This is a genomic window from Micromonospora xinjiangensis, assembly GCF_056150165.1.
On the sequence record NZ_JAXCFO010000001.1, the window covers coordinates 1,077,256 to 1,102,532 of the forward strand.

17 protein-coding genes are annotated in these 25,277 nt (G+C 74.2%); 7 read left to right on the forward strand and 10 right to left on the reverse strand.

Annotated elements, in window-relative coordinates; all coding sequences use genetic code 11:
• Positions 1-35: 35 nt before the first annotated feature.
• The 3 genes from SM573_RS05170 to SM573_RS05180 form a co-directional block, all read right to left on the reverse strand.
• The gene (locus SM573_RS05170; RefSeq protein WP_007455784.1) at positions 36-293 is read right to left on the reverse strand and encodes a WhiB family transcriptional regulator; all 258 of its coding nucleotides are present in this window, start codon (positions 291-293) and stop codon (positions 36-38) included.
• Between the two features lie 1,544 nt (positions 294-1,837).
• Entirely contained in the window at positions 1,838-4,345 is a 2,508-nt protein-coding gene (locus SM573_RS05175; RefSeq protein ID WP_474615591.1) for a bifunctional FO biosynthesis protein CofGH, read from the reverse strand.
• A 272-nt stretch (positions 4,346-4,617) separates the two neighbouring features.
• Positions 4,618-5,550, reverse strand: coding sequence for a hypothetical protein (locus SM573_RS05180; RefSeq protein WP_474611800.1), 933 nt, complete (start codon positions 5,548-5,550; stop codon positions 4,618-4,620).
• Between the two features lie 97 nt (positions 5,551-5,647).
• Between SM573_RS05180 and cofD the strand changes: the two genes are divergently transcribed.
• Together cofD and SM573_RS05190 are read left to right on the forward strand one after the other, a co-directional pair.
• Positions 5,648-6,595: a 2-phospho-L-lactate transferase gene (gene cofD, locus SM573_RS05185; protein ID WP_474611799.1), complete on the forward strand. Its 948-nt coding sequence runs from the start codon at positions 5,648-5,650 to the stop codon at positions 6,593-6,595.
• The gene (locus SM573_RS05190; protein WP_474615592.1) at positions 6,592-7,677 is read left to right on the forward strand and encodes a coenzyme F420-0:L-glutamate ligase; all 1,086 of its coding nucleotides are present in this window, start codon (positions 6,592-6,594) and stop codon (positions 7,675-7,677) included. Before cofD ends, SM573_RS05190 begins: the two co-directional genes overlap by 4 nt.
• A 20-nt stretch (positions 7,678-7,697) precedes the next feature.
• Here SM573_RS05190 and SM573_RS05195 read toward each other — a convergent pair whose 3' ends face one another.
• Together SM573_RS05195 and SM573_RS05200 are read right to left on the reverse strand one after the other, a co-directional pair.
• Positions 7,698-8,699: an ArsR/SmtB family transcription factor gene (locus SM573_RS05195; RefSeq protein WP_474611797.1), complete on the reverse strand. Its 1,002-nt coding sequence runs from the start codon at positions 8,697-8,699 to the stop codon at positions 7,698-7,700.
• A 289-nt stretch (positions 8,700-8,988) separates the two neighbouring features.
• Positions 8,989-10,050, reverse strand: coding sequence for a hypothetical protein (locus tag SM573_RS05200; RefSeq protein ID WP_474611796.1), 1,062 nt, complete (start codon positions 10,048-10,050; stop codon positions 8,989-8,991).
• A gap of 39 nt (positions 10,051-10,089) precedes the next feature.
• Between SM573_RS05200 and SM573_RS05205 the strand changes: the two genes are divergently transcribed.
• On the forward strand, positions 10,090-10,719 hold the full coding sequence (locus SM573_RS05205) for an NUDIX hydrolase (RefSeq protein ID WP_474615593.1): 630 nt from the start codon (positions 10,090-10,092) through the stop codon (positions 10,717-10,719).
• Here SM573_RS05205 and SM573_RS05210 read toward each other — a convergent pair.
• Positions 10,688-11,776, reverse strand: coding sequence for a mannose-1-phosphate guanylyltransferase (locus tag SM573_RS05210; protein WP_474615594.1), 1,089 nt, complete (start codon positions 11,774-11,776; stop codon positions 10,688-10,690). The genes SM573_RS05205 and SM573_RS05210 overlap by 32 nt on opposite strands.
• Before the next feature lie 52 nt (positions 11,777-11,828).
• Entirely contained in the window at positions 11,829-12,974 is a 1,146-nt protein-coding gene (locus tag SM573_RS05215) for a glycosyltransferase family 4 protein (protein WP_474611793.1), read from the reverse strand.
• Between the two features lie 151 nt (positions 12,975-13,125).
• Between SM573_RS05215 and SM573_RS05220 the strand changes: the two genes are divergently transcribed.
• Positions 13,126-13,815: a TIGR03089 family protein gene (locus SM573_RS05220; RefSeq protein ID WP_474615595.1), complete on the forward strand. Its 690-nt coding sequence runs from the start codon at positions 13,126-13,128 to the stop codon at positions 13,813-13,815.
• A gap of 57 nt (positions 13,816-13,872) precedes the next feature.
• On the opposite strand, the gene SM573_RS05225 is transcribed toward SM573_RS05220, so the two are convergent.
• Complete coding sequence (locus SM573_RS05225) at positions 13,873-15,882, reverse strand: acetoacetate--CoA ligase (protein WP_474611791.1); 2,010 nt, start codon at positions 15,880-15,882, stop codon at positions 13,873-13,875.
• A 147-nt stretch (positions 15,883-16,029) separates the two neighbouring features.
• Positions 16,030-16,548 (reverse strand): acyl-CoA thioesterase, encoded by a 519-nt coding sequence (locus SM573_RS05230; protein WP_474611790.1) that lies wholly within the window; start codon positions 16,546-16,548, stop codon positions 16,030-16,032.
• A 23-nt stretch (positions 16,549-16,571) separates the two neighbouring features.
• Here SM573_RS05230 and SM573_RS05235 point away from each other — a divergent pair, with 23 nt between their 5' ends.
• Positions 16,572-17,225, forward strand: a complete 654-nt coding sequence (locus SM573_RS05235) for a hypothetical protein (protein WP_474615596.1) — start codon at positions 16,572-16,574, stop codon at positions 17,223-17,225.
• Between the two features lie 88 nt (positions 17,226-17,313).
• On the opposite strand, the gene SM573_RS05240 is transcribed toward SM573_RS05235, so the two are convergent.
• Positions 17,314-18,477 carry an acyl-CoA dehydrogenase family protein gene (locus SM573_RS05240; RefSeq protein ID WP_474615597.1) on the reverse strand — a complete coding sequence of 388 codons (1,164 nt, stop codon included), beginning with the start codon at positions 18,475-18,477 and terminating at the stop codon, positions 17,314-17,316.
• 245 nt (positions 18,478-18,722) lie between these two features.
• Here SM573_RS05240 and SM573_RS05245 point away from each other — a divergent pair, with 245 nt between their 5' ends.
• Both SM573_RS05245 and SM573_RS05250 read left to right on the forward strand, forming a co-directional pair.
• Positions 18,723-20,150: a UDP-glucose dehydrogenase family protein gene (locus SM573_RS05245; protein ID WP_474611787.1), complete on the forward strand. Its 1,428-nt coding sequence runs from the start codon at positions 18,723-18,725 to the stop codon at positions 20,148-20,150.
• A 163-nt stretch (positions 20,151-20,313) separates the two neighbouring features.
• The gene (locus SM573_RS05250) at positions 20,314-25,224 is read left to right on the forward strand and encodes an SCO7613 C-terminal domain-containing membrane protein (protein WP_474615598.1); all 4,911 of its coding nucleotides are present in this window, start codon (positions 20,314-20,316) and stop codon (positions 25,222-25,224) included.
• Positions 25,225-25,277: the final 53 nt, after the last annotated feature.

Consider the following 25,277-nt stretch of genomic DNA (forward strand, 5'->3'; position numbering starts at 1 on the left):
CGGGCGGCCCCCACCGCCCGGGCCCGGCGTTCTCGTCAGGCGGCCCGCCGCTTCAGCTTCCGCCGCTCCCGCTCGGAGAGGCCGCCCCAGATCCCGAACCGCTCATCGTGGCCGAGAGCGTATTCGAGGCATTCCGTCTTGACCTCGCAGCGCGAGCAGATCCGCTTCGCCTCGCGGGTCGAGCCGCCCTTCTCGGGAAAGAACGCCTCCGGGTCGGTCTGCGAGCAGAGCGCCCGCTCCTGCCACTCCGGCGCGTTTCCGAGCAGGTCGGCCACCTCAAGCTGGCCGTCCATCAAATGCCTCCTTGTCGCGCACCGGCGTCATCGCCGCTGCAACCCCCCACGCGAAAGGCGTGCTTGTCCGTCCGGTCCCGTTTTGATGCGTTCCGTGCGAACAACCCCATTCAAATTACACGCGTGTAATGCGTGCGCCGTCAAGCCAAACTTGATAATGGAGTCGCCCTCCCGACACGCCCCGGACGGCCATCCGACCACCCGGCCTCGCAACCTGCCCTATCGATTCAGACCCCGGCCGAGTAACGCCCTCTCCGGCGAGTTGCCGGAGTTTTCTCCCGTGGCGCTCCGGCACCGGCCCGCACGGAGCCCGCGGCGAGACGCCGGGGCGCGCCCCGAACAGCCATGCTGATCTTGGTGGGGCACAGGTTAACGCGACTCACGCCGGACCGCCCGTCGAGCGGCTCCGCACGAGGGCACCGTTTCCACATGATGGACGGAGCAGGTCGCGCGCGTCGGACCGGACGGCCGCCGTCCGGCCGACATCCTGGGCCATCGGCCGAACCCCGCCCGCCGCGGACCTACGGACACAGTGGCTGATCCGGCATCCGGTCGTCCCACTGACCGGTACACGGCCCGGGTGGGGCGCGCCGGACGGCACAGTGGAGGAGCGCCCGCGACGGAGGGCCCGTCACCGACCTGGCTGCTGCCGGGCACCGTCCACAGGGCAGCCCCCGGGGGGGCGACGCGCCATTGCGGCAGCGACCGGACGGGCGCGCCGCCACCGGTTCGCGGTCGGGGCGGCCGGAACCGGCTCGTGTGAACAACGGGTTACCCGACCGGCACGTCCGCACGGACCCGCCCCGCGATCCGGGACGGATCCGCGATCCGTTTCCCCCGAGCCCCACCCGTCGCGATCGGTAAAGAAAGCTGCGCGAATTCGCACCCGGAGACGAATTCGCCGGCGCGGTGAAGCCGGCGCGGCGACCCGATATCGGTCTCGTGGCCGACACGCCGTCCCGAACCGAGGGCGTCGTCCGCCTCACGTTGCTACGTCACTCAATCGGCGATCATCGTGCGGGCGTTCTCCACGAGAGCGGCCGGGAGAAGAGCCTTTCCCGGCCCGGAAACGCCACCCGCCGCGTCGATCCCGGTCCGCGAACCGGCACCGCCGTACGGCGAGCGCCGCCGCTCCCGTCGGGTCCCTGCTCCCGCCCGGTCCCGGCCCCGCGGCCGTTCAGCTCCCGTGCGGTCCCTGCTCCCCGTCCCGTCCCGTGCAGAACCCGCATGAGACCTAACAAGATCCGCACAACTTCAGGGAAGTTGTGGCTTCGAGGGCTCGCGAAGCCACTGTTTTCCTGATGTTGCGCGGATCTTGTGGCGCAGCGGCGCGCGGAGCCGACGTCAGCACGCCCGGGTTGTGGGACGGTCTCGGCCCTCGCGCGAACTCTGCCCCAACCTCCGGTCTCCGGTCCCGGGTCTCCGCTCCCGCTCCCCGATCCCGATCCCCGGTCTCCGCTCCCGGTCCCTGGTCCCGGTCTGGGGTTCCCTGTTCGGAGTCCCGGCCCCCAGGGGTACGGCCGGCGGCGCGGAACGGTTCGACCTCAGGGTCGTACGGCGCCGTACGCGGTGGTCCGCCGGCGCGCCGGCCGGCCCGCGGCGGCCGCGATGGCCCTCAACTGCTCCTCCGTACGAGCCGAGCCGTTGGCCGAACCCGCCATCCGCGAGATGGTCTCCTCCATGAGCGTGCCGCCCAGGTCGTTGCAGCCACCCTGGAGCATCGCCACCGTTCCGGCGTCACCGAGCTTCACCCAGGAGCACTGGATGTTGTCGATCCGACCGTGCAGCAGCAGCCGGGCCATCGCGTGCACGACCCGGTTCTCCCGCCACGTCGGCCCGGGGCGGGCGATCCCGGCCAGGTAGATCGGGGCGTTGGTGTGCACGAACGGCAGCGCCACGAACTCGGTGAAGCCGCCCGTGCGGTCCTGCACCCCGGCCAGCACCCGGAAGTGGGCGAGCCACTGCCCCGGGTGGTCGACGTGCCCGTACATCATCGTGGAGCTGGACCGGATGCCCAGCTCGTGCGCGGTGCTGACCACCTCGACCCAGGCGGCGGCCGGCAGCTTCCCCTTGGTCAGCACCCAGCGGACCTCGTCGTCGAGGATCTCCGCGGCGGTCCCCGGAATGGTGTCCAACCCGGCCTCGCGCAGCCGCGTCAGCCACTCGCGCACCGGCACGCCCGCCTTGGCGGCCGCCGTGACGATCTCCATGGGCGAGAACGCGTGCACGTGCATCTCCGGCACCCGCGCCTTGATCGCCCGGACGATGTCGGCGTATCCGGTCACCGGCATCTTCGGGTCGATGCCGCCCTGGAGGCACACCTCGGTCGCCCCGGCGGCCCACGCCTCCTCGGCCCGGTCGGCGACCTGGTCCACCGAGAGCCGGTACGCGTCCGCGTCCCGCTCACGTTGGGCGAAGGCGCAGAACCGGCAGCCCACGTAGCAGACGTTGCTGAAGTTGATGTTGCGGTTGACCACGTAGGTGACGTCATCGCCGACCGTCGCGCGCCGCACGTCGTCGGCGATCCGGCACAGCTCGTCCAGCTCCCGGCCGTCGGCCCCGAACAACGCCAGCGCGGCGTCGGTGTGCCGCGGCTCCAGCAACGCCGCCGGGTCCTCGGCGGCGAGCCGCAGCCCGGCACGCAGGTCCCGGTCACCGGCCGCGGCCGGACCGGTGGTCACCTTCGTGGCCACCTCGGCCCAGTCGCCGTAGACGCTGTCGAAGTCGCCACGCCGGTCGTCGGTACGGCCGGTGGTGTCGATCGTGACGTGCAGGTCGGTCCGCCCGCCGAACACCTCCTCCGGCTCCTGCCACGGCCGGCCCACCGGACGGGCGTCCTCGACGGCCAGCCCGGTCGCCGGGTCGGCCAGGGCGCTCACGTGCGCCAGCAGGCGCGGATCGAGCCACGGGTCGCCGGCGCGGACGTACTCCGGGTAGATCGTGAGCCGCTCACGCAGGGTGAAGCCGCCGTCGGCCGTACGCCGGGCCAGCTCGTCCAGCTGCGGCCACGGGCGTTCCGGGTTCACGTGGTCCGGTGTCACCGGTGAGACGCCGCCCCAGTCGTCGATCCCGGCGCGCAGCAGCAGGTCGTACTCGCCCTCGATCAGGTTCGGCGGCGCCTGGATGCGCGCCCGCGGGCCGAGCAGCACCCGGGCGACGGCCACCGTGGCGGCCAGGTCGTGCAGCTCCGCGTCCGGCATGCCGCGCATCGCGGTGTCCGGCTTGGCGCGGAAGTTCTGCACGATCACCTCCTGGAGGTGGCCGTACTCCCGGTGCGCCCGGCGGATCGCGAAGAGCGCGTCGACGCGTTCGGCGTGGGTCTCCCCGATGCCGATGAGGATCCCCGTGGTGAACGGCACGCCGACCCGGCCCGCGTCGTCGAGCACCCGCAGGCGCACGGCGGGCTCCTTGTCCGGCGAACCGAAGTGCGGCCCGCCCGGCTCCGACCAGAGCCGGGTCGCCGTGGTCTCCAGCATCATCCCCATGCTCGGCGCCACCGGCTTGAGCCGTTGCAGCTCCGACCAGGAGAGCACCCCCGGGTTCAGGTGCGGCAGCAGGCCGGTCTCCTCCAGCACGGCCACCGCGCAGGCGCGCAGGTAGTCCAGGGTGGAGTCGTAGCCGCGCTCGTCCAGCCAGCGCCGGGCCGCCGGCCAGCGCTCCTCCGGCCGGTCGCCGAGGGTGAACAGGGCCTCCTTGCAGCCCTGCGCCGCGCCCGCCCGGGCGATCGCCAGCACCTCGTCGCGGTCCAGGTAGGGCGCCGGGAGCCGGTGCGGCACCGTGGCGAACGTGCAGTAGTGGCACCGGTCCCGGCAGAGCCGGGTGAGCGGGATGAAGACCTTCTTGGAGTACGTGACGACGCCCGGCCGCCCGGCGTCCCGCAGGCCGGCGTCGCGGATCCCGGCGGCGATGCCCAGTAGCTCGTCGAGGGCGTCGCCGCGCGCGCCGAGCAGCGCGGTCGCCTCGTCGACGTCCAGCGCCCGACCCGTGGCGGCCCGGCGCAGTGCCCTGCGCACGCCGGCCTCGGTCGGCGCGGAGTCGGTTCGATCAACCATCCGCCCAGACTAAGCGGTGATCGGCGCGGCCCCGACGGCTCCGCCCGCTCCGTGGGGAACCACACCTCCGCGATCCCACACCCCGGACGGGCGAACCCGACCCGGGCGCCCGCCGGTGGCCGGGTCGAGCCGACGGCCGGGCACGGCCCGGCGCCGTGAAGGCGACGACTTCCGGGAAGTTGTCGCCTTCCAACCGCGGGGAGGCACCCCTTGAAGGTGCGTGCGGAGGCTCCGCCCCCTCGGGCGCGGCCGGGTGGTCCCGCTGGTGTCGGTCAGCGCGGGTTGTTGTTCGGGTCGTCGCCGGGGTTGATCGCCTGGGTCCGGTCGCTCCCGCCCTCGGTCGGGCGCGGGAGCGCCTGGGTCGGTTCGGCGGGCTGACGCGGAATCGCCTGCGTCGGGTCGGCCGACGGCGGCTGGCCGAACGGCGGGGCAGGCTGCGGCTGACCGTACGGCGGGGCGGGGTTGGCCGGCGGCGCGGACTGCGGCGCGGGGTTCGCCGGCGGCGCGGACTGCGGCGCCGGGGTGAACGGCGGAGTCGGCTGGCCGTACTGGCCGGGGTGTCCGGGGTACGGGCCGGACGGCTGGCCGGGGGCGGGGTACGCCCCGGGCTGACCGGGCACCGGGTAGCCGCCGGGCTGGCCGGCGCCGGGCCAGCCACCGGGCTGCTGCGGCCAGCCGGGCTGCGGCGACCCGTAGACGCCCGGTTGCGGCTTGGGCTTCGGCACGTAGTAGAGCGCACGCCAGACGGTCCAGACCACGAAGGCGGCGACCGCGAAGATCGCCATCCAGGCCAGCCGGGTGAGCAGGCCGAGCAGCGCGTCGAGCACCTCCGCCCGGGCCAGTCGGCCGACCGTCCAGATGAGCACGGTCAGCGCACCGAAGAAGGCGCTGACCGCGTACTCGACCAGCGCCACCTGCGTGATGGTCTTCGCCTTCGACAGCACCGGCGAGACGTGCGTGGCGAGCAGCACGGCCAGCACCGGCAGCACCACCGCCTCGACGCCGACGAACGCGAAGAAGGCGTTGCCCGCCCGGCCGGTGAAGTCGCCGTAGTCGGTCGGTGCCAGCAGGCGGATGAGGCCGACGAAGAGCAGTACGGCGTTCGCGCCGAGCAGCGCGAGCGCGGCCAGTTCGCGTAGCGGCTTGGTCAGCTGGCGGGCCTGCGTCGCGTCGGTGGCGGACGCGGGCTCGGCGGGGCTGGTCACGAGCTCTCCCTGGGGCGAAGCGGACAGTTGCCGACGTGAGCCTAGTCTCCCGGGCCACCGGCGGACCGCAGGCGTGGCGTGCGGGAGGATGGTTGCCATGCGCATCGTGGTACTCGCGGGTGGCATCGGAGGCGCCCGGTTCCTGGTGGGCGTACGCGCGTACGCCCGTGAGGTGGGCGCCGAGGTGACCGCCGTGGTCAACGTCGGCGACGACCTGTACCTGCACGGCCTGAAGATCTGCCCCGACCTGGACAGCGTCATGTACACGCTCGGTGGCGGCGCCGACCCGGAGCGGGGCTGGGGGCGTGTGGGCGAGAGCTGGACGGTCAAGTCGGAGCTCGCCGCGTACGGGGCGGAGCCCACCTGGTTCGGTCTGGGCGACAAGGACATCGCCACCCACCTGGTGCGGACCACCATGATCACCGGCGGTTACCCGCTCTCCGCGGTGACCGAGGCGCTGGCGACGCGCTGGCAGCCCGGCGTACGCCTGCTGCCCGCCACGGACGACCGGCTGGAGACGCACGCGGTGGTCGACCTCGACGGCGGCCAGCGGGCGATCCACTTCCAGGAGTGGTGGGTGCGTCACCGCGCGGACGTGCCGACCCACCGGTTCGTCTTCGTCGGTGCGGAGACCGCCAAGCCGGCGCCCGGCGTGCTCGACGCGATCGGCTCCGCCGACGTCGTGCTGGTCGCCCCGAGCAACCCGGTGGTCAGCATCGCGCCGATCCTGGCCGTGCCGGGCCTGCGCGAGGCGGTCACCGACGGACCGGCGCCGGTGGTCGGCGTGTCGCCGATCATCGGTGGCGCCCCGGTACGCGGGATGGCCGACCGCTGCCTCGCCGTGCTCGGCGTGGAGTGCAGCGCGGCGGGGGTGGGCGGCCTCTACGGCGGCCGGTCGACGGGCGGCCTGCTGGACGGTTGGCTGGTCGCCGAGGAGGACGAGGGCACCCTGGTGCCGGAGGTGACCGTCCGCGCGGTACCGCTGCGGATGACCGACGAGGCGGCGACGGCGGCGATGGTCCGCGCCGCGGTGGAGATGCGGTGAAGCTGGAGATCCTGCCGGTGCTGGGCATCGGCCACGTGTCCGAGGGTGACGACCTGGCTGCCCTGATCGCGACCGCGGCGCCCTGGCTGCGCGACGGGGACGTGCTGGTGGTGACCAGCAAGATCGTCTCCAAGGCGGAGGGCCGGCTGGTGGAGATCCCCGCCGACGACCCGGAGCGGCAGGTCGCCCGCGACGACGTGCTGGCCGCGGAGACGGCCCGGGTGGTCGCCACCCGGGGCACGACCCGGATCGTGCAGACCCACCACGGCTTCGTGATGGCCTCGGCGGGCATCGACGCCTCGAACGTCGACAGGACCCACCTGGTGCTCCTGCCGAAGGACCCGGACACGTCGGCCCGGTTGCTGCGCGCCGCGTTCCGCGAGCGGTACGACCTCGACGTCGCCGTGATCGTCACCGACACCATGGGCCGGCCGTGGCGCAACGGCCTCACCGACGTGGCGCTCGGCGTGGCCGGGATGGCCGCCATCCGTGACCATCGCGGCGAGGTCGACCCGTACGGCAACGAACTGCACGTGACCCAGATGGCGGTCGTGGACGAACTGGCCGCCGCCGGTGAGCTGATCAAGGGGAAGATCGACCAGGTGCCCGTCGCGGTGATCCGCGGCTACCTCACCGCTCCGCTGGACGAGGACGGCCCGGGGGCGGCGACGCTGGTCCGGGAGGCGGCGCAGGACCTCTTCTCCCTCGGCACCGCCGAGGCGCGGGCCGCGGGCCTCGCCGCCGGGGCCGCCCTGCCGGACGGGCCGGGCCCGGAGCCGGCCGACCCGGCCGCCGTACGGCGCGCGATCGACGCGGTGGCCGGGCTCGTGGCGCCCGGCACGGTCTTCACGCTCGTCGACGAGGACACGCGTCCCGGGCTCACCGCCGCCGTCCCCGGCTGGCCGGAGCGGGCCACCGCGCTGATCCTCGGCGCGGCGCCCACCCCCGTCGACCCGACCGACCTGGTCCGCTTCGGCGCCGACCTGCACCGGCTGCGCATCGCGCTGGCCGTGGAAGGGGTCCCGTCCCTGCTCCTGCCACCACCCCCCGCCAGCACCGCCAACGCCTCGCTGGCGCTGTAGGAGCCGCCGACCCCGGCCGGTCAGGCGTTGAGCATGGCCCGGCCCAGCGGGGTGAGGGTGTGCAGCACCGTGTTGCGGTCCCGCTGGCTCACCAGCAGGCCGGCGTTGCGCAGCACCGCCGTGTGCTGGCTGGCCGCCGCGGCCGAGATGTTCAGCCGGCGGGCCACCTCCCCGGTGGTGCAGCCGTCGTCGCTGGCCTCCAGGACCGCCGCCCGCGTCCGGCCGAGCAGCGCGGCGAGCGCCTCCCGACCGGCCGCCGGGCCGGCGACGCCGCCCTCGCTCCCGGCCGGGAGCAGCCCGCCGAGCCGGTCGACCGGGTAGACCAGGACCGGCGGGAGCGCCGGGTTGAGCAGCGCCACCGGGGTACGCGCGCAGAAGAACGACGGCACGAGCAGCAGTCCCCGGCCGTCGAGGTGCAGTTCCCGGCTGTCCGGATAGTCGCGTACCTCCAGCACGCCGGAGTCCCAGCGCATCGCCGGCCGCAGGCTGGCGAGCAGCCCCTCCACGCCGCCATCGAGCAGGGCGCGGGCCCGCCGCGTCCGGTCGGCCTCCACCGCGGCCTGGATCCGCGCCCAGTACGGGCTGATCGCCACCGCGCGGTACTGCTCCATCGAATCGGTCAGGTGCCGCAGGGCCTGCGGCTCACCCCGGGCCAGCGCGGACGTCGACGTGGGCAGCGCGTTCTCCGAGGCGAGCACGGTCAGGTCGTGCTCGAGCAGCGGGGTCGGCGTGCTGCGCACCGCGTCCAGGCCCGCCTCGAAGCCGCTCAGGCTCGCGTACGGGGTGAGGAAGTCGGGGAAGTAGCCGCGGGGCGGGTTCAGCGCGAACAGGAGGCGCAGCTGGTCGGAGGCGCTGTCCTGGCGCAGGCCGCGGGCCACCGTACGCCGCCAGGTGGCCATCAGCGGATCCCGGCTGCGGCCCTGCAGCAGGTGCAGGCTGAGGATCAGCTCCCAGACCGCGTCGGCTGCCGGTGCGACGCGGGTCCGCAGGACGTCCTCACCCGAAAAGTAGATCTTCAACATGGCGCGCTCCCGCTCGCCCGGCATGGGGGTGCCGAGCGACCTCTTGCACTCTACCGGCCGGCACTTATCTCCATCTTTAAGCGTGAGCTGAAAAAGCTCGACGTCCCCGCCCCCCGTTGGGCATGCTTGCGCTGCCCGGTGGTGCCGGCGCGTCGACCGCGCACGGCACCGGGCACCGGGGCCGGGGAGGGCCGGCGACCGGGCGGCACCACGAGGGTCTGCGGCCCTTGCACCGCAGGGGTGCCGCCCGGCCGCTCCCCCGCCGACGTGACCCGCCCGTCGCCTCCGGTCAGCCGACCCAGAGCGCCACCCGATGGTCCTCGTCGGTGACGTAGAAGCACTGCCCGTCCAGCTCGGCGAGCCCCTCCACGTGGCGGAACGGCGCCAGGTCGGCGACCACCTCACCGGCGAGCAGATGGGTCGACCCGCCCGCACGCCCCACGCTGTTGGCGTCGGGGAGGCGGAACCGGACGTGGCGCGACGTGACGTCCCCACCCAACGGATGGTCGTCGAGCAGCACCGAGCCCTTGCCGAGCGCGTCGATCGAGCCGGTCACCGCCGCGTACCCGCCGTCGCGGGTGGGCGCGATCGCACGGAAGCCGGTCAGCGCGCCGGGCGGGGTCACCCCGGTCAGGGCGTACGCACCGACCGGGCGCGGCCAGGCGGGTTCGGTGTCGAACATGGCCGGCACGTCGGCCAGCTCGACCAGGATCGGCTCACCGTCCACGGTGACCGGAAAACGCAGCCCCAGCAGCACGGTCCCGGCCGCCGTGAAGGCGGCCGCCTCCACGTTCAGCGGCAGGTCGTCCGGGCTCAACCGGCTGACCCAGCTCTTGGCCCGGGCGGTGCCCCGCGCCAGGGTCTCGACGATGAACCGGGCCCGGACCCGCTCCCCGGGCGGCAGCGGGGTCAGCGCCGAGCCGGCCAACGCGTCGTTGATCGCCCGGTGCGCCCGGAACCGGTTCCGCACCACGTGCACCGGCAGCGGACCGCGAGCCGCGTCCTCCTCACGGAAGCGGGCCACGAACGCCCGCCGGGGCCGCAGCGGGCCCGCCTTGGAGCCGAAGTGGGAGCCGAAGACGTACACCCAGCCGTCGTGGTGGGCGAGGGCCTCGCCGTCCTCGGTCCGGCCGTTCTCCGCCCCGGCGTCGGCGGGCACGTGGTGGGCGACCCAGGTGCCGTCCTCCCGCTCCAGCAGCAGGGCGAGGCAGCGCTCCACCGGCCCCTCGTCCAGCACCGTCCAGAAGCCGCGCCGGGCATGGTGGGCGCGCAGCAACGCCGCCGACCGGACCGGCAGCAGGTCGCTGGCCTCGTTGCCGGCGACGACGAACTCGACGAGTCGCAGGGTCACCCGGCCAGGGTAGGCGGGGCCGGCTCGTACAGTGGCGGGATGCCCGACGCCCCGCCCGCGCCCACCGACCCCCGGCCGACCCGACCCGCGGACACCGACGACACGTTCGCGGCCCTGCACGCGGACGCCACCGCCCTGCTCGGCCGCTGGACCCCGACCAGCCCGGGGGCAGCCGCGGCCCGGGAACGCACCCTGGCGCTGCTCGACGCCGGGCCGGTGGCGATGAGCCGGGCGCACCGACCCGGCCACGTCACCGCGAGCGCCCTGGTGCTGGACGCCACCGGCACGCGGGTGCTGCTCTGCCTGCACGGCAAGCTCCGGCGCTGGGTGCAGCTCGGCGGTCACTGCGAGGCCGGGGACCGGACCCTCGCCGGCGCGGCGCTGCGCGAGGCCACCGAGGAATCCGGCATCCGCGGTCTGCGGATCGACCCGGTGCCGATCGACGTGGACATCCACCCCGTCGGCTGCCAGGGCGGGTCGCTGCACTACGACGTGCGCTTCGCCGTGGTGGCCCCGGCGGGTGCGGTGGAGCGGGTCAGCGACGAGTCCGCCGCGCTCGGTTGGTTCCCGCCCGACCGGCTGCCCGAGCCGCTGGCCGACGCGACCGTCCAACTCGTCGCGCCGGCCCGGGCAGCCCTCAGACGTAGCCCTCTTCGCCCCGCTCCTTGAGCTCGTCGACCAGGGCCTTGACGTCCTGGGCCCGCTCGCGCGGGCACACCAGCACCGCGTCCGGGGTGTCCACCACCACGAGGTCACGCACCCCGAGCGCGGCCACCAGGCGCCCCGAGTGCGGCACCACGACCAGACCGCTGCTGTCGCGCAGCAGCACGCCCGGCTTCGCGGCGCCGAGCACCACGTTGCCCGCCGGGTCGGCGGCCAGCACGTCGCCGAGGGTGTGGAAGTCGCCGACGTCGTTCCAGCCGAAGTCGCCGGGGACCGTCGCCACCCGCCCGGCCGTCGCCGCGCCCTCCATGACCGCGTAGTCGACGGAGATCTTCGGCAGGGTCGGCCAGACCGCCCCGAGCACCTCGTCCTGCTCCGGGGTGCCCCACGCCGCCGCGATCGCCGTGACACCGGCGTGCAGCGCCGGCTGCTGGCGGGCCAGCTCGGCGAGGAACACGTCCACCCGCCACACGAACATGCTGGCGTTCCAGAGGTGCCGCCCGGAGCGCACGTACGCCTCGGCCACGTCGAAGGCCGGCTTCTCCTTGAACTCGGCGACCATGCGCAGCGGGCCGTCACCGATCAGGTTCCCGCACTCCAGGTAGCCGTAGCCGGTCTCCGGCCGGGTCGGGGTGATGCCCACCGTCATGAGCAGGCCCTGCTCGGCGCCGCGCATCGCCTCACGTACGGTCTCGGCCCACCGCTGCGGGTCACCGATCAGGTGGTCGGCGGCGAAGGAGCCCATCACCGCGTCCGGGTCGCGCAGCGCGATCACCGCGGCGGCCAGCGCGATCGCCGCGCAGGAGTCGCGCGGCGAGGGCTCGACCAGGATGTTCTCCTCCGGCAGGCCGGTGAGCTGCCGGGCCACCGCGGCCACGTGCGCCGCCCCGGTCACCACCAGTGTCCGCTCGGGTGTTGTCAGCGGCGCCAGCCGCTCCACGGTCGCCTGGAGCAGCGACGCGGACGTCCCGGTGAGCGGGTGGAGGAACTTGGGGTGACCGGCACGCGAGAGCGGCCACAACCTTGTGCCGCTGCCACCCGCCGGAATGACGGCATAGAGCATCAGCACATCATGCCCGACGGGCGCACGTGGGGAAGGGAGGTTGCCCCCGTCGTCAGGACCGGGCCCGGCTCCACGCCGCGATGTGCACCTCGGCCGACGACTCCCAGGTGAACTCCTTCGCCCGGTCGAACCCGGCCTTCGCCAGCGTCAACCGGCGCGGCTCGTCGTCGAGCAGAGCGGCCAGGTCGGTCGCGATCTGGTCGGGGCTCTCGCTGGTGTACGCCACGGCGTCACCGCCCACCTCCGGCAGCGAGAGCCGGGGCGTCGTGAGCACCGGTGCGGCGCAGGCCATCGCCTCCAGGATCGGCAGCCCGAAGCCCTCACCGTAGGACGGGTAGGCCGCGACGAGCGCCCCGCCCAGGAAGCCGGGCAGGTCCGCGTAGCGCAGGTAGCCGGGGCGCAGCAGGCGCAGGTGCGAGGGCACCTCGGCGACGGCGCGGTCGATGTCGTCGTCGTGCCCCTGACCACCGGCGATCACGAGCGCCGGCGGGTTGGGCCGGTCGGCGACCGCCCGGGCCCAGCCCCGGATCAGGTTCGGCACGTTCTTGCGCGGCTCCTTGGCGCCCAGGAAGGCGACGTAGCTGCTGCTGCCCAGACCCAGGCGGGCGCGCACCCGCGCCTTCTCCTCCTCGCTGGGGGCGTGGAAGGCGGCGTGGTCGACACCGTGGTAGGCGACGTCGATCCGGGTCGGGTCGGCGTCCAGCAGGCGGATCAGCTCGTCCCGCGTGGCCTTGCTCGGGACGATGACCCGGTCGGCGCGGCGCAGCGACGTCTTGATGGCGCTGCGGAAGAACGTGCGGCGTGACTTGTCGTAGTGCTCCGGCTCGGTGAAGAACGTCGCGTCGTGCACGGTCACCGTGACCGGACATCCCGCCCGCAGAGGGCACGTGTAGAAGGGCGAGTGCAGCACCTGCGCCCCGACCTGCTGGGCGAGCAGGGGCAGCCCCGTCTGCTCCCAGGCGAGCCGGGCCGGCCGGTGCGCCACGGCCGCCGGTGCCGGAACGATCTCGGCGTCGGGCAGCATCCGGGAGTAGCGCTCCAGGTCGGTGCGGAGGCTCACCACGACCAGTTCCAGGCCCGACCCGCACACCTTTCCCAACGCGCCGAGCAGGCCATCGACGTATCTACCGACGCCGCCGCGGTCGGCGGGGACACTCGTGGCGTCGATGAGCACGCGGGGCGGGCGACCGGCGGTCACGGGGCGACTCCTTGCTGGCGGGTATGTGGGGAAGGACACTCCGGTGGCAAGCCTACGCCCGAGCCCCGCCCGGGCGGTGACTGCGACCCGACGGTACGCGGACTTGTCATCGCCGTCAGGTACGGACCGCGGCGGCGTATCGTTCGCGCCGATGGCCGAGAACATTTCCCGGGTCTTCGCCGACGCGATCACGCCCGACCCGACCCGACCGTTGCTCACCTGGTACGACGACGCCACCGGCGAACGCACCGAACTCTCCGGCGCCACCCTCGCCAACTGGGTGGCCAAGACCGGCAACCTGCTGGTCGACGGGATGGCGCTCGGTCCCGACGACACCGCCGGGGTGCTCCTCCCGCCGCACTGGCAGGCCGCCGCCGTGCTGCTCGGCTGCTGGTCCGCCGGGCTCACGGTGGCCGAGGCGCCGGGCCCCGTCGACGTGCTCTTCGCCGCCGCCGACCGGGTGGCCGAGGCGGACGCCTGGCCCGCGAACGAGCGGTACGCACTCGCGCTGGCCCCGTTCGCCCTGCCGCTGCGCGAGGTGCCCACCGGCTTCGTCGACTACGTGGTCGAGGTACGCGGGTACGGCGACGACTTCACTCCGTACGCCCCGGGCGGCGCGGCCGACGCGGACCTGATCGGCGCGGCGCGCGCCCGGGCCGAGGAGTTCGGTCTCGCCCCGGGTGACCGGGTGCTGATCGACGCCGCCCGCCATCCCGACCCGGTGGACTGGCTGCTCGCCCCGCTCACCGCGGGCGCCACCGTGGTGCTCTGCGGCAACCTGGACGCGTCCCACCTGCGCACCCGCGAGACCGCGGAGAAGATCACCAGGATCCTGGCCTGAACTCTCCCCCGCCGGCCCACGCCCCGGTCGGCGGGGCGGGGGCGGCGGCGGGGTCGGTCAGGCCGGGGTCCGGTGGTCCTCGGGGGCTCGGCGCTGGGCCAGTTGGGCGAACGCGGTGAGGGACTCCGGGTTCGCCAGGGCGCCCGTCGCCGCGGCCCGGTCGACCGGGGTGCCGGTGAGGATCTTCTTGACCGGCACCTCGAGCTTCTTGGCCGACAGCGTGCGCGGCACCGCCCGCACCTGGTGGATCTCGTCGGGCACGTGCCGCGGCGAGAGCGCCGTCCGCAGCTCGCGGCAGATCTTCGCGCGCAGGGCGTCGTCCAGCTCAAGGCCCTCGGCGAGCACCACGAAGAGCAGCAGCTCACCAGCGCCGCCCTCGTCGTCCTCCAGGTGCACCACGACGGAGTCGACCACCTCGTCCAGCCCCTCGACCACGGAGTAGAACTCCGCCGTGCCCAGGCGTACGCCGCCCCGGTTGAGGGTCGCGTCGGAGCGGCCGGTGATCACGCAGCCGCCCCGCGAGTTGATCGTGATCCAGTCGCCGTGCCGCCAGACGCCCGGGTAGACGTCGAAGTACGCCTCCCGGTAGCGCGAGCCGTCCGGGTCGTTCCAGAAGCCCACCGGCATGCTCGGCATGGGCTCGGTGATCACCAGCTCGCCCAGCTCGTCGATGACCGGCGTGCCGTCGGCCGAGCGCGCCTCGACCTTGGCGCCGAGCGCCCGACAGGTGATCTCCCCGGCGTGCACGGGCAGCAGCGGCACGCCGCCGACGAAACCGGTGCACACGTCGGTGCCGCCGGAGAGGGACTGCAACTGGAGGCCATCGCCGACCGCCTCGTACACCCAGGTGAAGCCCTCGGCGGGCAGCGGCGCGCCGGTGGAGCCGAGGCCCCGCAGCGCGGAGAGGTCGGCGATCTCCCTCGGCACCAGGCCGGCCTTGCGGCAGGCCAGCAGGAACGGCGCGGAGGTGCCGAAGTACGTGGTGCCGCTCTCCTCGGCCAACCGCCACAACGCGCCGAGATCGGGGTGACCGGGGTTGCCGTCGAAGAGCACGATCGTGGCGCCCACGGCCGGGCCGGACACCAGGAAGTTCCACATCATCCAGCCGGTCGTGGTGAACCAGAAGAACCGGTCGGCCGGGCCGAGGTCGTGGTGCAGGGCCAGCATCTTCAGGTGCTCCAGCAGGATGCCCCCGTGCCCGTGCACGATCGGCTTGGGCAGCCCGGTGGTGCCGGACGAGTAGAGCACGTAGAGCGGGTGGTCGAAGGCGACCGGCGTGAAGGTGAGCGGCTCGTCGGTCGGCGCCGCCAGGTCGGCCCAGGGGATCACGCCGTCGGGAGCGGAGGCCGGATCGCGACCGTCGGCCCCGGCCTCGTCGAGGTACGCGATGCCGACGGTGTGCCGCAGCGACGGCAGGGCGGCGCGGATCGCCGCCACCTCGGCCCGCCGGTCCACGGCCTTCCCGCCGTACCGGTAGCCGTCGACGGCCACCAGCACCGTCGGCTCGATCTGCTGCCAGCGGTCGGTGACGCTGCGGGTGCCGAACTCGGGCGCGCAGGAGGAGAAGATGGCGCCGATGCTGCTCGTAGCGAGCAGCAGCACGTACGTCTCCGGGATGTTCGGCGCGTACGCCGCCACCCGGTCACCGGCCGTGACACCCAGCCGGCGCAGCCCGGCCGCCACCCGGCGGACCTGATCGCGCAGCTCGGCGGCGGTCAGCGTGACCGGCGGCCGGGTCTGGCCGTGCGCGATCACCACCGGGTCGTCGTCGGCCCGCCCGGGCATCCGCAGCACGTTCTCGGCGTAGTTGAGCGTCGCGCCGGGGAACCAGCGCGCCCCCGGCATCGCCCGGTCCGCCAGCGTGGCGGTCGCCGGGGTGTGCGCCACCACCTCGAAGTGGTCCCAGATCGAGCGCCAGAAGGCCTCCAGGTCGGTGACCGACCACCGCCACAGCGCGTCGTAGTCGGCGAAGTCGAGGCCGCGGTGCTCCCGCAGCCAGCGCAGGTAGTTCCCGATCCGGGACCGCTCGCGTACGTCCGCCGGCGGCGTCCACAGCACGTCACCCACTGCTCCACCCTCCCCCGGCCCCGGACACGACACTGTGCGATGGGCCGTGGCGCCATCTTGCCCTACCTCGAAGCGCCATTGTCCGCACCCGCCGGCCCGGAGGGGGCATGGCCGGCCCACATGCCGACCAGGCCTCCTGTGTGGGGTTCAGCCCGCGCGGTGCGCCTGGATGGCGCGGCGGCGGGCCAGCCGGTGTGCCCGACGGATCTCCGCCTCCCGGTAACGCCGCTCGTCCTCCGGCGTCTCCGGCAGCACCGGCCGGACCGGGCGTGGCGAGCCGCCCACGTCGACGCTGACGAACACCAGGTACGCCGTGGCCACCCGGATCGGCTGGTCCTCGGCCGAGTCCCACCGCTCGGCGACGACCCGCACACCGACCTCCATCGAGCTGTGGCCGGTCCAGTTGACCTGGGCGTGGGCGTGCACCAGGTCGCCGACCCGCACCGGCTCGGAGAAGACGATCTCGTCGATCGCCGCCGTAACCGCCGTCCCGCCGCTGTGCCGGGCCGCCGCCGCCCCCGCCACGTCGTCGACGAACTTCATCAGCACGCCGCCGTGCACGGTGCCGTAGAGGTTGACGTCGACGGCGGTCATGATGCGGCTCAGCGTGACCCGGGAGTAGGAGGTCGGCTTTCCCGCCGGTGAGGTCGAGGGGTGCTCGGTCATGACGAAAACGGTACGGTGCGCGGATGCGACATCTCTGGAGCTTCCTCGCCGGGTTGGTGGTGGCGCCTGTCACGTGGGTGCTGGTCACGCTCGGGCAGGACGGGTCGGGCGGCACGGTCAGCCGTTGGGCGGAGATCGGAAAGTTCAACACCGCCAACCTGATCGAACCGGCCGTCTACCTCGGTGTCGGCGGCGTCCTCCTGGGCCTGCTCGGCACGCTGCGCATCTCGCCGCTCGGCCCGCTGGTGGCCGGGCTGCTGCTGGTCACCCCGTACGTCGGGATGTTCGTCGCGCCGTTCGAGGTGCGCGACCGCATCCCCGACGGCTGGAAGGTGTTCGGCGATCCGCTGCCGCTTCAACTTCCGGTGGAGAACGGCACCCTGTTCCTGATCGGCCTGCTGTTGATCATGGCGACGTTCAGCGTGCAGCGCTGGCGCCGCTGGCCGGCCCCGGCACCGGAGCCGGCGGCGGTGGCGGAGGCGACCGGGAACGGCAAGACCGACGACACCCTGACCGACTGGCCGCCGGCCAGCTCGGCCGACCAGGAGACGACCGCCCCGATCACGCTGGCGTACCCCGACTCCACGCCCACCGAACCGCTGCCCCGGCGCACCGCCGGCGAGTCGCCGTGGTCGGCGCCGCCGCGCAAGCCGGAGGAGAGCAGCGGCATCCGCTGAGACCGCGGGCGGGCCGGGTCACCCCGGCCCGCCCCCGACCAGCGCGCGGATCCCGCCGTGACGGACCGCGCCGATGCCGTGTGCCGCGTCAGCCGCGCAGCAGCTGACGGGCCATGACGATGCGCTGCACCTGGTTGGTGCCCTCGTAGATCTGAGTGATCTTGGCGTCCCGCATCATCCGCTCGACCGGGTAGTCCTTGGTGTAGCCGTAGCCGCCGAGGAGCTGCACCGCGTCCGTGGTGATCTCCATGGCCGCGTCCGAGGCGAAGCACTTGGCCGCCGCGCCGAAGTAGGTGAGATCCGCGTCACCACGCTCGGACTTGCCGGCCGCGGTGTACGTCAACTGCCGGGCCGCCTCCAGCTTCATGCCCATGTCGGCGAGCATGAACTGGATTCCCTGGAACTCCGCGACGGCCTTGCCGAACTGCCGGCGCTCCTGGACGTAGCCCTTCGCGTAGTCCAGCGCGCCCTGGGCGATGCCGACGGCCTGCGCGGCGATCGTCACCCGGGTGTGGTCGAGGGTCCGCATCGCCGTGGCGAAGCCCGTCCCCTCCGCGCCGATCATCCGGTCCGCCGGAATCCGCACGTTGTCCAGGTAGACCTCGCGGGTCGGCGAGCCCTTGATGCCGAGCTTCTTCTCCGGCGCCCCGAAGCTGACCCCCGCGTCCGACTTCTCCACCACGAAGGCGGAGATGCCCTTCGACCGGGCGGACGGGTCGGTCACCGCGAAGACCGTGTAGTACTCGGAGACACCGGCGTTCGTGATCCACCGCTTCACACCGTTGAGCACCCAGTGGTCCCCGTCACGCACCGCCCGGGTGGTCATCGACGCCGCGTCGCTGCCGGCCTCCGGCTCGGAGAGGCAGTACGAGAACATCGCGTCACCCGCGGCCACCGGGGTCAGGTACCGGCGCTTGAGCTCCTCGGAGCCGGCCAGCAGCAGCGGCATGGTGCCGAGCTTGTTCACGGCCGGGATCAGGGACGAGGCGGCGCAGGCCCGGGCCACCTCCTCGATCACGATGGCGGTGGCCAGGGCGTCCGCGCCGGCGCCGCCGTACTCGACGGGGATGTGCGGCGCGTGGAAGTCCGCGGCGCGCAGGGCGTCGTAGGACGCCTTCGGAAACTCGCCGGTCTCGTCCGCCTCCGCGGCGTGCGGGGCGACCTTCGCCGCGCAGACCTCACGAACCGCTTCCCGGATCGCCTCGTGCTCCTCCGGCAGACGGTAGACGTCGAACGACTCCTCAGCGGGCATGCCGGCCCCTCCCCTTCACCGCTATCATGCGCAGTCTGTACGGTCTCCTGACCGGTCACCGCGCAGACTGAAGGATAGCGACAAGGTTTAGCTACAAGTTACCGCGGCGTAGGCTAGTTCTCGACGAACGCCAACGTCGCCGGGTGACCATAGAAGAACAACGGATTCCCCTCGGTGCCCAGCCAGGCGCCGCAGCAGTACGCGACGCGACGGTGCGCCGCCCAGTGCGAGCGGAGAAATCAGGCGTGACGACCCCGTACCCCAACAGCCAGCCGGTGCCTCCCATCACCGCGGTCACGCCGCCGTCGGGTGCCTCCCGACCCCGCGTGACGTTCCTCGGCACCGGCTATCTCGGCGCGACCTACGCGATCTGCTACGCGGAACTGGGCTACGAGGTGCTCGGCTTCGACGTGGACGCCGACAAGATCGCCAAGCTGAACGCCGGTGAGGTGCCGATCCACGAGCCCGGCCTCGACGAGCTGCTCAAGCGGAACCTCGCCGCCGGTCGACTGCGGTTCAGCACCGACATCGCGGAGACCGCCGACTTCGGCGACGTCCACTTCATCTGCGTCGGCACCCCGCAGCGGGCCGACGGCATGGGTGCCGACCTGTCGTACGTCGAGGCGTCGGTGACCAGCCTCGCCCAGCACCTGACCCGCAAGGCGCTGATCGTCGGCAAGTCCACCGTGCCGGTCGGCACCGCCGAGTGGGTGGAGCAGCTGGTCGGCAAGCACACCCCGGCCGACCTCGGCGTCGAGGTGGCGTGGAGCCCCGAGTTCCTCCAGGAGGGCTTCGCCGTCGACGACGTGCTGCGCCCCAACCGGATCGTCGTCGGCGTGAAGAGCGAGTGGGCCAACGGCATGCTCTACGCCGCCCACAAGGGCGTCTTCGACCTGGCCGCCACCGAGGACCGCGAGGTCCCGCTGGTCGTCACCGACTTCGCCACCGCCGAGCTGGTCAAGGTCGCCGCGAACGCCTTCCTGGCCACCAAGATCTCGTTCATCAACGCCATGGCCGAGGTCTGCGAGGTCGCCGGCGGCGACGTCACCCAGCTCGCCCGGGCGATCGGCTTCGACCCGCGGATCGGCAACCGGTTCCTCCAGGCCGGCCTCGGTTTCGGCGGCGCGTGCCTGCCCAAGGACATCCGCGCCTTCCAGGCCCGGGCCCAGGAGCTGGGCGCGGGCGAGGCGCTGCGCTTCCTGCACGAGGTCGACCTCATCAACCTGCGCCGCCGCACCCGTGTGCTGCAACTCGCCGCGGAGCTGCTCGGCCGCCGCTCCGGCCCGGCCGGCCCGGACCTCTCCGGCACCCGGATCGCCGTTCTCGGCGCCACGTTCAAGCCCAACACCGACGACGTACGCGACGCGCCGGCGCTCGCCGTCGCCGGCCTGCTGCACAAGGCCGGCGCCGACGTGCACGTCTACGACCCCGAGGGCATGGGGAACGCCCGCCGGGCGATGCCGGAACTCACCTACGAGGCCAGCATCGTCGACGCGGTGACCGGCGCGGACCTGGTCTGCGTCCTCACCGAGTGGGCCGACTTCCGCAACGCCGACCCGGTGGCGCTGGGCGAGCTGGCCGCCGGCCGGAAGGTCGTCGACGGGCGGAACTGCCTCGACCCGGCACTGTGGACGCAGGCCGGCTGGGAGTACCGCGGCCTCGGCCGACCCTGACCCGGACGAGCCACCACGGCCGGCCGCGGACCTGTTCCGCGGCCGGCCGTTTCCTTTGCGGAGCCGACTCGTTGGTCCTGGACCCGCCGACAACTGTCGAAAAACGCGCCGGATTTGGGCATGCTGCGACAGTGGGAGTCCACAGTGCGGGTGGAGGGGTGTCGTGGCGAGCTTTCAGTGCTCCTCGTGCGGCCGGGACATCAAGCCGGCCGTCCGTTGCCCGCACTGCGGTGCCGAACAGCCACAGTGGGTCGAGCACCTGGCGGAGATCGAGCGCTCCATCGCGGAGATGAAGGCGCGCGACGCCGCCATCGCCCGCGAGCAGCGGCAGATCGCCGCGAAGATGCAGGCCGCGCTCTTCCAACGGGACATCCTCGCGCACGCCGGTGAGGAGCGACTCAAGCAGGCCACCCGGCCACGCCGGGTGCTGCGTCGCCGCCCCGGCCGCCGTCCCCCGACCGCCACCACCGGCGCCCCGCCCCGGGTTCCCCGGCAGGGCACCCCACCCGGCGCCAGCGAGCCGCCACCACCACCGCCCACCGCCACCTGGCTCGACGCCGACAACCCGGAGCACCCGCCGGAGGCGTCCTCGCGCGAGGTGCAGAACATCCCGCTCGGGCTCGGCGCCCTGCTGCTCGGGGTGGCCGCGGTGGTGTTCGCCGCCGTGGCGACCAGCTCCATGGACGCCCTCGCCCGGCTCGGCATCCTGCTCGTCGCCACCGTGCTGCTGCTCCTCGCGCCGCCGTTCCTCGCCCGACGCGGGCTCACCTCCACCGCCGAGACGATCGCCGCGGTCGGCCTGCTGCTGGTGCCGCTCGCCGGGTACGCCCTCTGGGCCGTGGACCGGATCGGCAACGGCGGCGCATCCGGCGCGGTCTTCGCCGGCCTGATCTTCGCGGCCACCGCCGGCGTCTCGGTCGGTTACGCCGCCTGGACCGGGCTGCGCGCACCCCGGTTCGCCACCGTGCTCGCCGCCCAACCCGTGGTGCCACTGCTGGCGTACGACCGGATCAGCGGGCCCGTCGGCTGGGCGCTGGCGCTCACCGCGGTCGCCCTGCTCGACCTCTGGCTGGCCCGCTCCGGCGTCGTCGTGGAACGGCCCGTCCGCCGCGACCTGCCCGAGCCGCCGTCGGAGCCTCCGACCACGCCGACCGCGCCGCGGCAACGGTCCGGCGACACCCGCCCGGAGGGGGCCCCGGAGGAAGCCGGGGAGGTGGTGTCACCGCCCGAGGCCGTGGCGGTCGACGCCCCCGCCCGACCGGTGCCCGGGTTGCGGGAGCTGACCTGGCTGCTGCACGGGATCGCCGTCGCGATCGCCCTGGCGTACGCGGTCACCGCCCTGCTGCGCGCCGCTACGGTACCGGCCGCGGTCGGCGCCGGACTGGTGCTGCTGCTCGCCGCCACCGCGAGCCTGGCCGGCACTCTGGCGCTGCGCCGTCCACCCCTGCCCGACGTCGGCGCCGGCATCCTCACCCTCGCCGTCATCGGTGCGCTGAGCCGCGTCGCCTCGGTGGCGCTGCCGGGTCGGGCGCTGCTGCTGATCGCGGCGGTCATCGCGGTCACCGGCCTGGCCGTCCGCGCCGTGCCGGAGGCCGCCCGGCGCGGCCCTCAGCTCGCCTCCGCGGTGGCGCTCACCGTGAGCGGGATGGTCGTGGCCGGGGGCGCGCTGCGCGCCGGCGTGGCCCCCGTACGCGCCGCGCTCCCCGCGTGGGCCGCCGACCTTGACGGGTACGCCGCCGAGCTGGCCGCCGCGGTCGGTCCGACCGCCTGGCAGCTGGCCGCGAGCGCCTTCCTGCTCACGATCGCCGCGGTGCTGGCGCTGCCGGCCGACATCCGCCGGGAGTTCGCCGTGGCCGGGGCGGCGCTGACGGCGCTGGCCGTACCCGCCTCGCTCGGCCTGGGCTGGGCGGCCGCGCCGTGGCCGATGGTGCTGGCCGCCGTGGGCATCGGGGCCACGGGGCTCTCCGCCCGCACCCCGCGGGCCGCGCAGGCGCACTCGGTGGCCGCGGCGGCGGTCGGCCTCTTCGGGGCGGGTGCCGCGCTGGCCCGGCCGGCGCTCACGGCGGCGGTGCTGATCGTGCTCTTCGTGGCGGGTGTCCTCGTCGCGGTGGCGCCCCGGGTCCGGATCGCCCCTGCGCCGGCTGACCTGGTCTCCGCCTGGGCCGCCGGCGGCGCGGCGTTCGCCCTGCCCGGCGCCGTGGCCGCCTTCGTCGCCGCCACCGTGCCGACCGGCGCGACGCCCACGCCGGCGAGCCTGCGCGAGGCGACGGTGCCGGTGCTCGCGGCGGCCTTCCTGGCGGTCTGCGTGACCCTCGGCTACGCGGCGATCGTGCAGGTGTCCCAGCGGCACATCCCCGCACCGCTGGCGGTCGGCACGGGGCTCGGCGCGCTGGTGGTGACCGCCGCCGCCTTCGGCGCGCCCGGCGCCACCGTGGCCGACGCCTGGGTCGGCGCGCTGCTGCTGGTCGCCGCCGTGCTGCTCTTCCTGGCCCCGTCGATCGACGCCGGGCGCCGTTCCGATCTCACCCTCGACGGGTCGGACCTCGCGGCCGCCGCGGTCACCGCCGCGCTGATCGCCACGCTGGTCCGCATCGCGGCGGTCCTCGCCCCGGGCGGCCAGCTCGCGGTCGCCGCCGGCCTGGTGCTCGTGGTGGCCGTGGCCGCCCGCGCGCTGCCGGAGGAGTGGCGGCGAGGGCCGATCCTCGGCATGGCCGTGGGCGGCCTGCTGATCGGTCTGGTGGCCGGCTGGACCGCCCTGCGCGGCGGCGTCGGCGTGCTGGCCACGCCCGGCCCGATCTGGGCCGGTGACCTCTCCGGCTGGCCGGCGGCGCCGACCGGCGGCTCCAGCTGGCAAGCGCCGGTCGCCCTGGTGCTGCTCGCCCTGGCGGCCGCGATCCTGCTGCCACCGCCCTGGAAGTACGACGTCTCCGGCGCTGCGGTCGTCCTGGCGACGATCGGGACGCCGGCCGCGTTCGCGCTGCCCTGGTGGTCGCCGATCCTGGTCGGCGCGATGGTCGCCACGGTCTTCGCCATGGCCGCCGTGGCGGCCGTCGAGCCGCGCGCCGCGCTGTCCCGGGCCACCGTCGCCGGGGTGGTGGCCCTGCACGCGGCGGGCGCCGGCCTCGTCCGTCCGTGGACGACCGCGCTCGCGCTGGGCAGCATCGCGCTGATCGGTCTCGTCGTTGCGGCGCTGGCCCGCAACCTCTCCGGCACGCTGGTGGACGACGTCGAGACCGAGGGCATGCCGCCGCACCTGGCGCAGATCGGTGGCGCGGCGGCCGGGGCGGCGCTGCTCGCGCTCCCCGGCGCGCTGGCCGCGCTGTCCGCCGAGTTCGGCCACTCGGCACAGGTGGTGCTGACCGCCGCGCTGGCGGCGTCCAGTCTCGGGCTGGCGGCCGTGGCCGCCGCCCGCCGCCGGATCCCCCAGTACCTGCCCTGGGCGAGCGTGGCGGTGGCCGGCGGTGCCACGATCAGCGCCTTGGCCGCCTTCCCCACGGGCCTCGCCGTCGGCGTGTACGCCGCCGCCGCGGCGCTGCTCGGCGTGCTGGCCGAGCTGGTCCGTGGCGCCACGGTTCCGCCGGCCGGCGCGGCCCAGCCGGTCCGCCGCTGGTCGGTGCTGCTGGACGGGGCGCTCCGCCGGTTGCCGGACGACCCGGACCAGCGTCGCTGGCGCGTCAGCCCGGCCGCCGGTGCGCTGGCCGCGGCGGTCCTGCCCACCATCCTTGCGCTCGCCTCGATCGCGCGGGCGTTGGAAGTGGCTCTCGTGGAGCCACATCGGACGCTGGCCCGTGTCTGGGAGGGACCACCGCCGGAGCTGCTGACCCCGGCGCCCGGGGCGGTCGACCCGACGCACGTGCTGACCGCGCTCCTGCTGACCGCGACGGCCGCCCTCGCGGCCACCGGCTTCAGCGGCGGCCGGCGTACGCGGGCGGTGCCGGTGGTGCTGCCCGGCGCGGCGGTCACGCTGCTCATCACGCCGACCGCGTTGGGCAACGGCTGGCCGGCCAGTGTCCTCGCCGCGCTGGCGGTGTTCACGATCTCGATGCTCGGGCTGGCCCTGACGCCGCCCCCACCGCTGGTGGAGCCGGCTCGGTCGCTGCGGTTGGCCCGCGTCCTGGTCTTCCTCATCGGTCTGGCCGCCGGCGGCGCCGGGCTCGCCGGCAGCCTGGCCACCCGGGAGCTGACCCTCTTCACGCTGGGCGGCGCCGTCGGTGTCGGCACCGTCGCGGCGCTCTTCGGCACGACGCAGCGGGCGCGGATCCTGGGCTGGCTCTTCGCCTCACTGATGGCGCAACTCTTCGTGCTGACCGCCGGCCTGGTCGCCGGGTTCGCCGCGGTCTGGTCCGCGTTCGGGGTCCTCGCCGTCGGTGCCGCGCTACAGGTTTTCGCCGCCCTGCTGCCGCGCCTGCGCCGGCCGGAGGCGCAGCGCGAGGCGGCCACCGTGGAGTGGAGCGGGCACGCCGCCGCCCTGATCGCGCTGGCGCTGGCGTTCGACTCGCCCCGGCACATCGCCGCGCTGCTGGCCGCGTGGGGCGCGGTGCTCGGGGTGGCGGCGACGCGGCCCAACCGCCGGCCGGTGGAGCGTCGCGTCCTGTTCTGGGCGGTCGTGATCTGCGAGATCACCGCCTGGTGGATCCTCATGCGGGTCGCCGACGTGGCGCTGCCCGAGGCGTACACACTGCCGTTCGCGGCGCTGGCTCTGCTCGTGGGCGTGCTCGAACTCCGCCATCGGCCGGATCTCAGCAGCTGGGTGGCGTACGGCCCGGCGCTCGTCACCGCGTTCCTGCCGAGCCTGGCCATCGTGCTCGCCACCGGGTCGACGACGCTGCGGCAGGTGTTGCTGCTGCTCGGCGCCGTCGCGGTGCTGATCTTCGGTTCGTCGAGCCGGCAGCAGGCGCCGGTGATCGTCGGCGCGACGGTCACGGCGATCACCGCCATCCACGCGCTCTTCGCCTTCGGGCCGTGGCTGGCGCTGATCCCCATCGGCATCCTGCTGCTCGTGCTCGGTGCGAGCAACGAACGCCGCCGCCGCGCCCAGGAGCGCCTCCAGACGGCGCTGCGCGGCATGCGCTGACCGGGCCGGCCGTGCCCCAGAGTTTCACTCATCGTTACATCCCGCCCTCATCA

Coding starts and splice junctions, on each gene's coding strand:
- SM573_RS05175 (WP_474615591.1), bottom strand. CDS start 4,345: ATGGTTGATCGAACCGACTCCGCGCCGACCGAGGCCGGCGTGCGCAGG.
- SM573_RS05220 (WP_474615595.1), top strand. CDS start 13,126: ATGGCCGAGAACATTTCCCGGGTCTTCGCCGACGCGATCACGCCCGAC.
- cofD (WP_474611799.1), top strand. CDS start 5,648: ATGCGCATCGTGGTACTCGCGGGTGGCATCGGAGGCGCCCGGTTCCTG.
- SM573_RS05230 (WP_474611790.1), bottom strand. CDS start 16,548: ATGACCGAGCACCCCTCGACCTCACCGGCGGGAAAGCCGACCTCCTAC.
- SM573_RS05240 (WP_474615597.1), bottom strand. CDS start 18,477: ATGCCCGCTGAGGAGTCGTTCGACGTCTACCGTCTGCCGGAGGAGCAC.
- SM573_RS05170 (WP_007455784.1), bottom strand. CDS start 293: ATGGACGGCCAGCTTGAGGTGGCCGACCTGCTCGGAAACGCGCCGGAG.
- SM573_RS05205 (WP_474615593.1), top strand. CDS start 10,090: ATGCCCGACGCCCCGCCCGCGCCCACCGACCCCCGGCCGACCCGACCC.
- SM573_RS05210 (WP_474615594.1), bottom strand. CDS start 11,776: ATGCTCTATGCCGTCATTCCGGCGGGTGGCAGCGGCACAAGGTTGTGG.
- SM573_RS05235 (WP_474615596.1), top strand. CDS start 16,572: ATGCGACATCTCTGGAGCTTCCTCGCCGGGTTGGTGGTGGCGCCTGTC.
- SM573_RS05195 (WP_474611797.1), bottom strand. CDS start 8,699: ATGTTGAAGATCTACTTTTCGGGTGAGGACGTCCTGCGGACCCGCGTC.